The organism is Xenorhabdus poinarii G6 (genome assembly GCF_000968175.1).
GTDB classification, from domain to species: Bacteria; Pseudomonadota; Gammaproteobacteria; order Enterobacterales; family Enterobacteriaceae; genus Xenorhabdus; species Xenorhabdus poinarii.
Window position 1 is genome coordinate 331,347 of the sequence record NZ_FO704551.1, and the last position, 12,960, is coordinate 344,306.

Annotated in this window: 22 protein-coding genes and 1 pseudogene; 19 read left to right on the top strand and 4 right to left on the bottom strand. The window is 45.4% G+C overall.

The features are described 5' to 3' along the window. The first annotated feature begins 1 nt into the window (after position 1). The 9 genes from XPG1_RS01400 to XPG1_RS01445 all read left to right on the top strand — a co-directional run bounded on the left by XPG1_RS01400 (position 2) and on the right by XPG1_RS01445 (position 6,494). Positions 2-1,375 (top strand): replicative DNA helicase, encoded by a 1,374-nt coding sequence (locus tag XPG1_RS01400; protein ID WP_045957497.1) that lies wholly within the window; start codon positions 2-4, stop codon positions 1,373-1,375. 55 nt (positions 1,376-1,430) lie between these two features. After that, positions 1,431-1,802: a hypothetical protein gene (locus XPG1_RS01405; RefSeq protein ID WP_045957498.1), complete on the top strand. Its 372-nt coding sequence runs from the start codon at positions 1,431-1,433 to the stop codon at positions 1,800-1,802. Positions 1,803-1,970: 168 nt separating this feature from the next. After that, positions 1,971-2,237 (top strand): DUF4752 family protein, encoded by a 267-nt coding sequence (locus tag XPG1_RS01415; protein WP_045957500.1) that lies wholly within the window; start codon positions 1,971-1,973, stop codon positions 2,235-2,237. Positions 2,238-2,247: 10 nt separating this feature from the next. Further along, positions 2,248-2,691 carry a recombination protein NinB gene (locus XPG1_RS01420; protein WP_045957501.1) on the top strand — a complete coding sequence of 148 codons (444 nt, stop codon included), beginning with the start codon at positions 2,248-2,250 and terminating at the stop codon, positions 2,689-2,691. Between the two features lie 17 nt (positions 2,692-2,708). Then, positions 2,709-3,380, top strand: coding sequence for a metallophosphoesterase (locus XPG1_RS01425; protein WP_045957502.1), 672 nt, complete (start codon positions 2,709-2,711; stop codon positions 3,378-3,380). 68 nt (positions 3,381-3,448) lie between these two features. Next, complete coding sequence (locus XPG1_RS01430; protein WP_045957503.1) at positions 3,449-3,739, top strand: DUF1364 domain-containing protein; 291 nt, start codon at positions 3,449-3,451, stop codon at positions 3,737-3,739. 35 nt (positions 3,740-3,774) lie between these two features. Further along, positions 3,775-4,095, top strand: coding sequence for a RusA family crossover junction endodeoxyribonuclease (locus XPG1_RS01435; RefSeq protein ID WP_045960297.1), 321 nt, complete (start codon positions 3,775-3,777; stop codon positions 4,093-4,095). A gap of 47 nt (positions 4,096-4,142) precedes the next feature. Next, positions 4,143-4,943 carry an antitermination protein gene (locus XPG1_RS01440; protein ID WP_045957504.1) on the top strand — a complete coding sequence of 267 codons (801 nt, stop codon included), beginning with the start codon at positions 4,143-4,145 and terminating at the stop codon, positions 4,941-4,943. Between the two features lie 513 nt (positions 4,944-5,456). Continuing rightward, on the top strand, positions 5,457-6,494 hold the full coding sequence (locus XPG1_RS01445; RefSeq protein WP_045957505.1) for a DNA-methyltransferase: 1,038 nt from the start codon (positions 5,457-5,459) through the stop codon (positions 6,492-6,494). A gap of 107 nt (positions 6,495-6,601) precedes the next feature. Here the strand turns inward: XPG1_RS01445 and XPG1_RS01450 are convergent, their stop codons facing one another. Both XPG1_RS01450 and XPG1_RS01455 read right to left on the bottom strand, forming a co-directional pair. Beyond that, positions 6,602-6,883, bottom strand: a complete 282-nt coding sequence (locus XPG1_RS01450; protein WP_045957506.1) for a HigA family addiction module antitoxin — start codon at positions 6,881-6,883, stop codon at positions 6,602-6,604. Between the two features lie 11 nt (positions 6,884-6,894). Next, positions 6,895-7,176 carry a type II toxin-antitoxin system RelE/ParE family toxin gene (locus XPG1_RS01455; protein ID WP_045957507.1) on the bottom strand — a complete coding sequence of 94 codons (282 nt, stop codon included), beginning with the start codon at positions 7,174-7,176 and terminating at the stop codon, positions 6,895-6,897. A 105-nt stretch (positions 7,177-7,281) separates the two neighbouring features. Between XPG1_RS01455 and XPG1_RS18175 the strand changes: the two genes are divergently transcribed. Then, a complete protein-coding gene (locus XPG1_RS18175) occupies positions 7,282-7,452 on the top strand; it encodes a hypothetical protein (protein WP_157879413.1) in 171 nt (56 codons plus the stop codon). Between the two features lie 34 nt (positions 7,453-7,486). Here XPG1_RS18175 and XPG1_RS01460 read toward each other — a convergent pair whose 3' ends face one another. Together XPG1_RS01460 and XPG1_RS01465 are read right to left on the bottom strand one after the other, a co-directional pair. Further along, the gene (locus XPG1_RS01460; protein WP_045957508.1) at positions 7,487-7,840 is read right to left on the bottom strand and encodes a helix-turn-helix domain-containing protein; all 354 of its coding nucleotides are present in this window, start codon (positions 7,838-7,840) and stop codon (positions 7,487-7,489) included. A gap of 71 nt (positions 7,841-7,911) precedes the next feature. Next, positions 7,912-8,172 carry a type II toxin-antitoxin system RelE family toxin gene (locus XPG1_RS01465; protein ID WP_045957509.1) on the bottom strand — a complete coding sequence of 87 codons (261 nt, stop codon included), beginning with the start codon at positions 8,170-8,172 and terminating at the stop codon, positions 7,912-7,914. Positions 8,173-8,507: 335 nt separating this feature from the next. Here XPG1_RS01465 and XPG1_RS18180 point away from each other — a divergent pair, with 335 nt between their 5' ends. The 9 genes and pseudogenes from XPG1_RS18180 to XPG1_RS01500 all read left to right on the top strand — a co-directional run bounded on the left by XPG1_RS18180 (position 8,508) and on the right by XPG1_RS01500 (position 12,949). After that, entirely contained in the window at positions 8,508-8,837 is a 330-nt protein-coding gene (locus XPG1_RS18180) for a phage holin, lambda family (RefSeq protein WP_045960298.1), read from the top strand. Continuing rightward, positions 8,834-9,229, top strand: a complete 396-nt coding sequence (locus tag XPG1_RS01475) for a structural protein (protein ID WP_045957510.1) — start codon at positions 8,834-8,836, stop codon at positions 9,227-9,229. The genes XPG1_RS18180 and XPG1_RS01475 overlap by 4 nt, the downstream gene beginning before the upstream one ends. Beyond that, on the top strand, positions 9,226-9,612 hold the full coding sequence (locus XPG1_RS01480) for a DUF2570 family protein (protein ID WP_045957511.1): 387 nt from the start codon (positions 9,226-9,228) through the stop codon (positions 9,610-9,612). The genes XPG1_RS01475 and XPG1_RS01480 overlap by 4 nt, the downstream gene beginning before the upstream one ends. Next, entirely contained in the window at positions 9,527-9,760 is a 234-nt protein-coding gene (gene lysC / locus XPG1_RS19215; RefSeq protein WP_071825287.1) for an Rz1-like lysis system protein LysC, read from the top strand. Before XPG1_RS01480 ends, lysC begins: the two co-directional genes overlap by 86 nt. Positions 9,761-10,347: 587 nt before the next feature. Then, on the top strand, positions 10,348-10,509 hold the full coding sequence (locus XPG1_RS18185) for a hypothetical protein (RefSeq protein WP_157879414.1): 162 nt from the start codon (positions 10,348-10,350) through the stop codon (positions 10,507-10,509). Positions 10,510-10,540: 31 nt separating this feature from the next. Then, positions 10,541-10,651, top strand: a pseudogene (locus tag XPG1_RS19125) (KilA-N domain-containing protein); the annotation flags it as partial. Between the two features lie 39 nt (positions 10,652-10,690). Continuing rightward, positions 10,691-10,858 (top strand): hypothetical protein, encoded by a 168-nt coding sequence (locus tag XPG1_RS18805; RefSeq protein WP_231853037.1) that lies wholly within the window; start codon positions 10,691-10,693, stop codon positions 10,856-10,858. A gap of 103 nt (positions 10,859-10,961) precedes the next feature. Further along, a complete protein-coding gene (locus XPG1_RS01495; RefSeq protein WP_045957513.1) occupies positions 10,962-11,474 on the top strand; it encodes a terminase small subunit in 513 nt (170 codons plus the stop codon). A gap of 2 nt (positions 11,475-11,476) precedes the next feature. After that, complete coding sequence (locus tag XPG1_RS01500) at positions 11,477-12,949, top strand: terminase (RefSeq protein ID WP_045957514.1); 1,473 nt, start codon at positions 11,477-11,479, stop codon at positions 12,947-12,949. Positions 12,950-12,960: the final 11 nt, after the last annotated feature.

Consider the following 12,960-nt stretch of genomic DNA (forward strand, 5'->3'; position numbering starts at 1 on the left):
CATGGACAAATTTTCTGATATTCATACAGAGCGTGCAGTGATTGGCAGTATTTTAATTTCAGGTGATGAGTGTTCCGATATGGCTATCAGTGCCGTTGAATCCCTGACGGAAAATGATTTTAGCTCTGTCGCCCACAGATTGATCCTGAGGGGACTAAAAAAACTCAATGTAACAGGCAGTCGATTTGATTTGGTGCTACTGAATAGCGAACTGGAGCAGAGCGGTGACGCCAATCATTGTGGCGGGTTCGCCTATATCGCTGAATGTGCAAAACATACACCCAGCATCAATCTGTTGCCTAGCTATGTCGATAAACTCAAACAGCTATCAATGACCCGCCAAATGTTATCGGTATTGCATACAGGTATTGCACGGATCTCTGAGGGGGGAGTGAATGCAGTCCAGGATATCGTTGGTGACATTGAGAACCAGATTTCTAGTTTGGGTAGCGCCAATGACGGCGGTACATCTCATATCATGGAAGGCGTTGAGGAATCGATAGAAATCATTGAATCGATGATTAATGGCGATATCTGGAAACATAAAACTGAATTTGGGATGCCAGATATAGACCGGGCGTTTGGCGGGTTCAATAACACCGATTTTATTGTTGTTGGCGGGCGTCCGGGTATGGGTAAGACCATGATGAGTACAGCAATAACAAAATCAGTCTCATTGAAAAACAAAAAACCCGTTTTGTTTTTCAGTCTGGAAATGCCGAAGTGGCAGATATCTGAACGTGTTGCGTTTCATCATGCCAGAGTCAATAAAAAGGATCTGTTAGGTGAAAATTGCTCGTCTGCTATGATGGACGAAGCGTGGGCGAAACTGGCGCATGCGCTGGATGATGTCAAAAACTCACCCGTTCATATCAACGATAAATCCTCAATGAGCATTAACGAAATTCGGGCAGAAGCTAGACGGATGCACAAAAAGACGGGCGGTCTTGGGGTGATTATTGTGGACTATCTGCAAAAGATGAAAATGACCAACCCTGACAACATGAACCAGTCAGTCGGTGAAATTGCTACAGGGCTAAAAAATCTGGCCAAGGAGTTAAAATGTCCGGTTGTAGCATTGGCGCAGTTAAACCGTAATTTGGAGCAACGAACCAATAAACGGCCTGTTAACGCAGATCTGAGGGAATCAGGAATTATTGAGCAGGAAGCGGATGTTATTTTCATGGTCTATCGTGATGAAAAATATAACCCTAATACTGAAATGAAAGGTATCACAGAAATAATTTGCACTAAATCAAGACACGCGCCGGGTGCTGAAAAAACTTACTATTTTAGTAATTCTCACGGCGGTTTAGATCCTGCCGATCTCACCAGAATTAAATCAGACGGACACCAAGAAGACATTGAGTTTTAATAGCCCTTGCCTGCTATATGCAGGCTTTCTTGACCCCACCATAAGGATTTTTGAGATGAAAAGTACAACACTAGATGAACTTAATTCACGCTGGAATGAACAGAAAAAAGCTACCCATAATCGCGCATACAATGCAGCAGGAAGGCCAGACAAAGAGCGCTGGTATGAAATAGTTATAGCTCATGGTAGACGGGTTAAGCGTAGTAGAATTATAAAAAATAATGCTGCAAAAGTAGCAGGACGTTTAACTGAATTGGGTGGATTGAGTTGGATAGTAAGAAATAACCGAAAACTTATCGGATTACCTCCTATGAAATTTGTATTTGGTAATTCAGGAACCGCCAAAAATTGGGATGAAAATGGTAATTATCGGGAGTTGCCATCAATGGTAGAGATACCAGATGATCAGGTGGCGGGTGAATTATGACAAACGAACTCAATCCATGCCCTAAATGTGGCAGTGAAAAATTGGCTATTGTCGGTTTTAAGGAGCGATATTTTGTTGAATGCCACAATGTTGAGTGTCTGTATTTTATTCTGACTGAGAAAAATATGGAGTTAGCCATATCAGGATGGAACCAGAGGGCAAAAAACGATGAGTGAAACAATTTTCAACTATATGACAGGCGGCTTAATGGTTATTGGTTACCTGTATATTCTGGTTAGGGCAGCGAACTGGTTGGGCGCCTTGCTGGTCAGCGCCTATTACAGTCGCCGCAAAGAAGGGCGAAAACAGAAGGCCATCAACGAGCTGTACGATGCGTTTGAGCTTGACCAGATAAAGGATGGACAAACCTTTCGTGTAACCACTAAAGGTGACCTGGTAATCATGATGCATCGACCGAAATCAGAGGGAAAATAACGGAGGTCAGATGGATAAGCAGATCTTTCTGCTACGAAATGCGCGCATACTCAAAAACCTGATAGCCACTCTCGATAATCTACCCCTCAACGACGAATTCCCCATTCAAATCACTATCTCAGACTCAAGCCGAACATTGCCGCAGAACGATAAGTTCCATGCGCTATGTGGTGACGTCTCTAAACAGGGTATTGAGTGGGCTGGTAGTACATGGAAAACACCAGCATGGAAATGCATTTTCGTCTCCGGTCATGCTAAAGCCACCGGAAAAGAGGGGCAGATCATTGAGGGCTTGGAAGGTGAGCTTGTGCCACTGGCAAGAGAAAGCACCGCCAGAATGAGCGTAAGGCGCATGAGCAGCTTAATTGAATATTCACAGGCATGGGCTATATGTCAGGGCGTAAAACTCACAGAGACACGCTATGCGCTGAATTATTACGGTCACAGGATTTAATTCAAGTGAAGGTAAGAATGGTGAACGAAATCAGAAACGGAAATTACCTGAAAATCAATGGTGATCAATATCGTCATATTCACGTCGTTGGCGACCTCCACGGTTGCTATCAGCCACTCATGGATAAACTACAACAGATTGATTTTAATTATGAAAATGATTTGTTGATATCAGTAGGCGACCTGATTGACAGGGGGGATCGAAACATCGAATGCCTCGACCTGATAACCCAACCATGGTTCAGGGCGGTTCGGGGGAATCATGAACAGATGGCGATAGATGCCCTATTTCACAACGGCAACAGCAATCTGTGGTTTTACAACGGCGGCGATTGGTTCAGTCGTTTGGATGCTGAACAGGAAATACCAGCCAGAATGCTATTGAAACGGGCTGAACAATTGCCGCTGGTTATCGAGGTGAACATGGGACACAAAAAAATCGTTGTAGCCCATGCAGATTACCCTGATGACGAATACGAGTTCGGCAAATCGGTTGACTGGTTCGATGTCATTTGGAACCGAGGCCGGATTTACAATGCGGGTGATGATATCGGTGGTGAAATGACCGGGGCTGATCTGTTCATATTCGGACACACGCCGGCACCGCTAACCAAACAGAACTGGAATCAACTCTATATCGACACGGGAGCGGTATTTGGTCATGGGCTGCATATGGAGCAAATCAAATGAAATACCTCTCATTCATATTATTTTGGGTAACAGTCACAATGATTATGGGAATAGTTTTAGGGGGATAGATGGCAAATTTACGGAAAGAGGCTAAAGGTCGAGACTGCCAGGTCAGGATACCGGGCGTTTGCAATGGCAACAGTGAAACCGTGGTTTTGGCACATTGTCGCATGGCGGGTATTTGTGGCATGGGAATGAAACCGCCTGATTTATTTGCCGCATGGGCGTGTTCATCATGTCATGACGAAATAGACCGCAGAACGAGGATTACAGACATTGATTATGCGCATACGGCTCATTTAGAGGGCGTGATCAGGACTCAGGCGATATTATTACAAGAGGGAAAATTATTGGCGTAAAAATATACGATATCGTGCCTGTTCCAAAGCCACGGATGACACAGGTGGATAGATGGCGAAAACGAAAACCGGTATTAAATTACTACGCATTTAAGGACGAAATTAGACTCAATAAAATAACCCTCCCTGAATCACATTACCACATCACATTTGTACTCCCAATGCCACCAAGCTGGAGCAAGAAAAAGCGCTCAGAGATGAATGGCAAGCCACACCAACAAAAACCAGATAAAGACAATCTCGAAAAGGCGTTGTTAGATGCCATTTTTGATGATGACTCATGTGTCTGGGATGGTCGGGTGACGAAAGTTTGGGGAGAGAGAGGGCAGATCATCATCAGGGAATTAGATGAATAGCCTTCATTGAACTACACACAATTACGGCATTGCCGGGGATAAAATAAATGAACCTAGAGAGCGCATTAAAATACCATTTCGCGAAATCCCCTTCATTGACTGACGCACCCAAATCCACATCCAGTGAAACATTAACCGGTACTGATGTTATGGCGGCATTTGGTATGTGTCAGAGTAAGGTGTCATTCGGCTACTCCGCGTTTGCAGGAAAGATGGGGCTTAGCCGGAACGACAGGGAAAAGTCGATCAAGCTATTGACTCAATATGGGATGAGACGGTGCGATAAAGTGGCAGCATTACGAAAGCTCAGCCCAAAGATTAAAGTGAAGGTCGTGCAGATACTGGCAAAATTCGCGTTCATGGATTATGCGCGCTCTGCGGCAAGTGTTACTGAATGTGAAAAATGCCGGGGTGTAGGAATTATTTACTCCAAAAAGGAGGTAATAAAACATCCTGGCATTACTCGTGCCGATGGTGTAGTGATTATCGAGCCGTGGATTGAAGTAGATCAGGTTGGTGAGCTTTGTCAGAAATGCAATGGGAAAGGATCTATTTCTTGCGCCTGCAAGGATTGCAAAGGGCGCGGAACGACAGTGGATCAGGAAGAAACCGAAAGGCAAGGCGTACCTGTTCGTAAGGCTTGTGAACGTTGCAGTGGGCGAGGTTATGAGAGAATTCCAGCCTCCAAAGCATTCAAGACATGTAAGGCAATATCCGATATTACCATTGATCAATGGAAAAGAGGTGTAAAGGCATTTTATGAAGACCTTATTCAAGAATGCGAAAGAGGAGAGATTAAAGCGGATAACATGTTAAAGAAAGTTACAAGCAACTTTAACGATATTTAATAAACACAAACGTTTTCGTTTGACAAATTACACTTTTCTGAGTAAATTTGACGCCAATGATGGGATACTCTGTCTTATCAAATAGAAACCTCGCCCTTGCGAGGTTTTTTTATGCCTGAAATAAACATAAGACTTGCTGTTGTCATTGGTCAGAGTTACATGTGTGTTTACGCCGAATAACTGACCATAAGGTTAAAATTATCATGCTAAAACATGAAGATATGACAACAACAGCATCCTGCGTTTTAGAAACAGTGTCCTCGTATGACTGGATCTCTGTTTCGGATATTTCCACCCTAACAGGTCTATCAAGGCCGCGTTGCCAATTGCTGTTAACTCAATTTTGTCTGGCTGGCCTGATGGAAAGCCGGGACAATGAGACGTTTTTCAAGCGTTGCCCTTGATGGGGCAATGCCTTAAGCGGTGAGATGCATAGCTGGTGTTGTTGATCCACCAGCTTTTCACTCCGTGGTTTTCCAGGAGGCTAGTCAGCGTCGATGTATGGAATAATTTGTGAATTTAAGCCGTGCCACATTAATTAACGACGACTCTCTGAAATTTATCAAAACCCTGCCGGATAACTGTATAGACCTCATCGCCACTGACCCGCCGTATTTTCGCGTGAAAGACTGTAGCTGGGATAACCAGTGGGCAGATGTCACGGCGTACCTTGCGTGGCTGGATGAGCTGATGGCTGAGTTCTGGCGGGTACTGAAACCTAACGGCAGCCTGTATATGTTTTGTGGTTCGCGTCTGGCCTCTGATGCCGAGCTTCTGGTACGTGAACGGTTTAACGTGTTAAACCATATTATCTGGGCGAAACCCTCTGGCCCGTGGCGCAGGCAGAATAAAGAAAGCCTGCGCATGTATTTCCCGGCGACCGAACGTATTATTTTTGCCGAACATTACCAAGGCCCCTATCACCCGAAAGGCGATGGCTATTTCAAGCAGTGTCAGCACTTAAAACAGTCGGTGTTTAAACCGCTGATTGACTATTTTCGTGATGCGCGAAAAGCGTTAGGCGTCACGGCGAAAGATATTCACGCGGCAACCGGTAAGCAGATGGCCAGTCATTGGTTTAGCGACAGCCAATGGCAGTTACCCAATGAAACCGACTACCAAAAGTTGCAGGGACTGTTTGATCGCATTGCCAAAGAAAAGCACCAACGTGGCGAATTGAACAAGCCCTATGATGAGCTGGTGGAATCCCGCCAGCTTTTGTCGCGCCAATATGAAGAACTGCGGCAGGAATACGGTCTAATGCGCCGACCGTTCTCGGTGACAGCCGCCGTACCTTATACCGACGTCTGGCAGTTTGCGCCTGTTCAATATTATCCGGGAAAGCACCCTTGCGAAAAACCCGCTGATTTAATGACGCATATTATCCAGTCCAGTAGCCGGGAAGGGGATGTGGTGGCAGATTTCTTTATGGGGTCAGGGGCGACGTTAAAAGCGGCGTTAAAACTAGACCGTCGCGTGCTGGGTGTTGAGCTGGAAGAGGCGCGGTTTAAGCAGACCAAGCAAGAGATCAACGAGCAATTGCTGGTTTAGCGCTTTAATAGTTCGGGGTATTCAGGTGGGTGTTGTAATCCCCCGAATTCGAGGGAATTACAAGCCACTGGAATTACCAGATAATTTCGATGCTGAACCGCTTAACCTTACAGGTGAGCGAATATCGGCCTGATTTCAGGGCGCTGTTGTTGGGAAGCCTGCCATAACTCATACTGGGACTGCATGTTCGTCCACATTTCGGCACTGGTTCCTAATGCCACTTCTAAACGAAGTGCCATATCTGCGGATATGCCTGTGTTGCCATTTAAAATACGGGATAGCGCCGCACGAGTTACGCCAAGTGCTTTTGCTGCTTCTGTAACAGAAATGTCGCCTAAATATTCACGCAAGACAATTCCGGGATGCGCGGGATTATACATTCTGTTCATCATATTATTCCTTAGTGATAATCTTGATAATTAACCAAAATGGCATCTTCGCCTTCAAAGCGAAATGTCAGCCGCCAGTTTCCGTTGACAGAAATAGCCCAATGGCCTTTTAAATCAGCGCCCTTTAATGGATGTAATTTCCAGCCAGGCGCATTCATGTCATCGGGTTTTTTGGCGGTGTTTAATGCGGTTAGTTGAATATTCAGTTTTACAGCGTGGCTTGTTTGAATGCCTGCTGTAGAGCCTGTTTTAAAGAATTTTTCTAAGCCTTTATGTTTAAAACTTTTGATCATTATGCACCGCCGTATACTGTATAGCAACAGTATACATTAAGTGCGTGTAGTGTCAACCGAATTTGCCACCGCAATCACATGCATGGGGAAGTTATGTCATGCTCAATGCAGCAATTAGAAGAAATGGCTGAACAAATCATTTCTGAGCTTTTTGCAAATGGTAGAACTCCGATGAAACAATTTGGTATCAACTGGAAACAAGCTGAGCGCTTAGAATGCAATGCTCCTCAAATAGTTATGGGGCATAACCCAGATGAAGATTGTTTACAACATTAGCCAAAGTAAACGACCCCTGAGCGGGGTCGTTGGGTTATGGAATAAGTTGCTCTTGAGTACAGTTGTATAGCGCAGCCAGTTTTTCTCGTGTGCGTTTTTGTGGTCGATCTGAGGCTTCCCACTGAGACACGGTTGATTGAGCAGTGTTGAGCTTTTCAGCGACTTCGTACTGAGATAGCCCACGATAGATGCGCCAAGCTGCCAGGATAGAAACATCTTGGTCAACCATGATAGACACGACACCGTTAGGTACGGTCACATCATCGTATTTTGACGGGGTGTATGGCACATCTTCCCAATCTTCCTTTGTGCTGATAAGTTTTTCGTATTCAGCTACTGGCAGGACAACATATTGTGGGTTTCCTGCCTCATCGTTTATATATTGCATTTTTATGTATTCATCCGGGTGGCTAAGAGTCGCGGTGAATTTAATAATGAGGAAATGGCGGGTTACCCCGCCTAGTACGTTGTCGATGTTCTCCGTTTGACTGCCATTATCGAACAGATAACCGGTTCGCCATCAGTAATTTCGAAGATTATCCTGTATTCGCCAACCCGCAGTCTGTACTGGTTATCAAGATCATGAAGTTTCTTGATATCCAATGTCACTGCAGGAAAGGTTTCAAGTTGGTTAACTTTCTCACTGATAGCTTTCCGGTATCTGGTATCGATTGAAAGCAGCTGTTTTCTTGCTTTCCTCGTCCATTGAACCGTAACCATCGTTTCCTCATTTGTTAAAGAGCATATCCGCTTGGGATAATTAGATAATACGTTTTTAATCGTATTATGTCAATCTAAAATGCGATTAAAATGCGATATTGTTTTCAGGGCTGCGTTTAGGTGTGGCCTTTTTATCACCACTTTCCGTTTTTTCTCCCTCATTTGAGGGGCGACAACAAGAAGTGGCCATTAATGTATTAACCGAATTTGCCACCGCAATCACTCTCAGTACCTCCGTATACATGCATTGCGGCTGGCAACCTATTAACTCAACTCACAGGGGCGACTATCTCACCCCACCGACGCCCATTGTTCAGATGGGGTGGAATATGCGCATGACTGAAAAAAACACAGAGTTTTGGGCGTATGCCTGGGACTGGATAATGATAAATGCCCCGCTCATTGCGGGAATGCTGCTAGCGGCGGTAACCGCATTTACGCGTGAAAAGCGAGATGGTGCGGGCTGGATGGCGTCATTGGCTGAAGCGGCGATTTGTTCGTTTATCAGTATCGGGATTATTACCGCGCTGGAATATGCGAATCTGCCGCTCAGTCTGGCGCAGTTTTTTGGTGTGTTCATCGGATTTTTAGGCACCAAAAAAATTGGGGCGATTATCGAATCTGTATTCATTTTTCTCAAAAATAAATTTGGGGTGAACCGATGAGCAGGGGCATTCGTAATCACAATCCAGGCAATATTCGCCACGGGGATAAATGGCAGGGGCTGCGTGCGCACCAGACAGACGATGATTTTTGTCAATTTACGGCGCCGGCGTGGGGCATACGGGCCATGCTGAAAATTCTGCGTAATTATGAACGCAAATACGACCTGAACACTATTCGCCAACTCATTTCCCGTTGGGCACCGCCCAATGAGAATGACACTGAAAACTACATTAATCGTGTGAGCGGCATGACAGGCATTGCCAGTGATGCAGTGATAGATATCAACCATCAGGAAACGATGACTGCATTAGTCAAGGCCATGATACGAATGGAAAACGGTCAACAGCCGTATTCTGATGATGTTTTCACGCGGGCATTTGAGTTGCTATGAAACTGAAATTACTGTCGGCGATTGCTGGTGTAGGGCTGGTAGGAATAATCATTCATACCATCAACTCAGTGTATGCAGAGAATGGGCGGCTAAATCAGCAAAACGCCTCACTGAAACAGCAAAACCAACGCCAGCAACTCATCACCGATAACGCCTATCAATCCATCAGGTTATTCAATGATATCTCACGAATTAATAGCGAAAACCGGAACCGGTCAGCCGTGGATTCTGAGCAAACTAAAACGGCCATCAAAACCGTGGTTGCCAATCATGATTGCGCCAATCGCATTGTGCCTGATGGGGTTGCTATCCGGTTGCAGCAGCACGCGAACCGAATACGTTCCAGTGCCACCGATACCCATTCCGGCACATTTGCTCGCTGACTGTCTACCGCCCGTGATACCCGATGCCATGACATGGCGTGACAGTTTGTTGCTGAATGAACAGTTATTGACGGTGATTGAGCAGTGCAATCTGGATAAACAGGCAATACGGGCAATAGACAAAAACAGACTGCAACCTCAGGAATGATACTGAGGTAGGTAAAATTCTAACAAGGGGCGGAGTACTCCGCCCACCTTACTCGCAGAATGCTCCGCTCCCTCCGGCTGCGAAGCACTGAGTTATACAATCTTTCCATTCGGGGCTACCTGGAGGATATAACCGAGAGCAGAACCAAGCATAAGTCTGCATCGAAGCTAAAAGAGTCGAGCCTGCTACTAGGCAAAGAAGAAGATATTTTTTCATTTTACTCACCATATATCACTGATTACATCAACGAACGATAGACTTAATAACTCTATCTCCACTCAACAACAAGCGAATAATTATTAACAATTAATTGACATTTGAAACTAAACAGAATATTTCTTTACCCATTCCCCTGAGTGGTTAAAGCAATAACCCATGCCATCACTCCGTTCCTACCGTGTACCCAACGCACACGGGCTGGTGGCATTTTTTATATCTGAATTTCACTGTGCACCACATGCACACATTTTTAATCGTCGAACCGTTATTTAGGAATGAGCCTTTGAGGTGGTCAGTCATAGCTGATACTGCTTCGACGGGCTGATCTCCTATGTGGCAAGGGTTCATTACTAAGTAAGGTAAGTATCGTGAAAGAACTATCGGTTTTTAATACTCCTGTTCGGGTTGGTGATGATGGCTATATCTCAATCACTGATATTTGGAAAGCAGCGAAAGCAGCAGGAATGAAAGTAGATAACCTGCGCCCTGTCGATTTCCTTAGAAGCTCAGTAACAGTCGTTTATCAATGAGTTAGTAAAAGGTGGAAATTCTACACCTTTTATAGTCTCGAAAGGTCGTAATGGTGGAACGTTTGCAACTAAGTTTCTGGCATATGAGTATGCCGGGTATATCGACCCAGCATTCAAGGTCGGTGTGTATAGCGTTCTGGATAAATATTTCTCTGGTGAATTAGTTTCAATAGCGAGTTACATGGCAGAGGCCAACATGGCTGCATACACCTATAGCCAAGAAGCGGCCATTGTCAGCGATTGCGCTCGTACATTGAACTATTGGGGGCGAGGTGGCCGTAAGTCACATTTGCTCAATAATAAGCAACTGGCCGAAAACAGATTACAAATTGCCATGCAATATAAATAACAGACCGGATTTGAAATCTGAGTTGAGGATTGTATTTGAAGTCCACCCATTCAACACGATAACTTATTGATATTATAGTATTTAAATTTATAGGGAAAGGGACATGGCACTCACTGATAAACAAGAAATGTTTTGTCGCGAGTACCTCGTTGATTTGAATGCCACACAAGCGGCCATTCGTGCGGGGTACAGCGAAAGCACAGCCGCAGCACAAGCCAGTCGTCTGTTAATAAATGTTAACATTCAATCACGCTTAGCAGAATTGAAATCGGAACGCAATGAAACAGTCGGCATCAACGCCGCTTACGTATTAAAGCGACTGGTTGAGATTGACCAAATGGACGTACTCGACATTCTCACTGATGGCGGGGAACTGAAAGCAGTCAGGGACTGGCCTAAAGTCTGGCGGACGACGCTATCCGGTATGGAAGTGCTTGAGGTCGGCTCACAAGATACGGCTGGCTTACTCAAGAAGATCAAATGGCCGGATAAAGTGAAAAACCTAGAGCTGTTAGGCAAGCATATCAGCGTTCAGGCATTCCGTGATCAGGTCAAGAATGAACATGATGCTGTCGGTAAGCTATCCGATATGATGGACGAACTTTCTAAGGGATAACCATGAAGCCAGAACATTTAGCGTTACTGCGCGATAAACTCTGGCGGCTGAATCATCTCTACTGGATAACGAACAAAGAAGGTCACCCCGTCAGATTCAAGATGACGCCAGAGCAGCTTGAATACTTTGAAGGCATTCACACCCGCAACATTATCCTGAAAGCCCGACAGCTTGGTTTTACAACCGAGGTTTGCATTATTCAGTTGGATGCCGCCCTATTTGAGTCAGCTAAGTGCGCCCTAATCGCTCACACCCTGAATGACGCAAAGCGACTATTCCGAGAGAAGGTGAAATATGCCTATGACAGACTACCGGATGAGATTAAGGCCGCTAACCCTGCCAGTAATGATTCAGCGGGTGAGTTAGTCTTTCGCAAGGGGGGATCGCTGTACGTATCAACCTCTTTCCGTGGCGGCACATTGCGTTATTTGCATGTCTCAGAGTTCGGGAAGATCTGCGCCAAGTTCCCCCATAAAGCCAGGGAGATTGTCACGGGTGCTTTTGAAGCGGTATCAACAGACTGCTTCACCACGATCGAGAGTACGGCAGAGGGACGGGCAGGTTACTTCTTTGATTATTGCCAGATTGCTGAGAAAGCCCAAATACAAGGTAAGTCATTATCCAATCTTGACTGGAAGTTCTTCTTTTTCTCTTGGTGGAAGAATCCGCAATATGCCATCGATCCCGTTGAATCCATACCACAACGGCTGGTGGACTACTTTGCTGAGTTATCAGGCAAACACGGTATTGCATTAAACGAACGCCAAAAGGCATGGTATCTCGCCAAAGAAAAGACTCTCGGCGATGACATGAAGCGGGAATACCCGTCAATTCCCACCGAAGCATTTCAGCAATCAGTTGAAGGCGCTTACTACGCCAAGCAGTTCCGTTATCTGTACGAAAATAAACGTATTGGTGAAATCCCTGATAACTCACACCTACCGGTACATACGTTCTGGGATATCGGCGTGGGTGATTCTACGGCTATTTGGTTCGTGCGTGAGGTGGGTGACGAGTTTCACGTTATCGACTACTACGAAAACTCAGGCGAAGGACTTCGACACTATATGAAGGTGCTGAAAGACAAGGGTTACACCTACGGTGAACACTGGGGGCCACATGATATCGATAACCGGGAGTTCGGCGCGGATGCAAAATCCCGCCGGGAACTGGCGCGAGAAGGGTATGAAATCGACGGTCAGCGTTATTCGCTTATCTTCAGGGTCGTGCCGAAAGTGGCGGTGGATACGGGTATTGAATCCGTGCGTGAAATACTGCCTAAGTGTGTCTTTGATGAGGAGAAATGCGGTGAAGGCATCTCTCACCTAGAAAGCTATCGCAAAGAGTGGGATGACAAACGCGGTTGCTGGAAAGATAAGCCCTTACATGATTTCACGTCACATGGCGCTGATGGTTTCCGTTATTTTGCGGTGGCTAAGAATAATCGTAAGTCAGTCGGTACATTTTTCTTTTAAGGAGAGCCTTT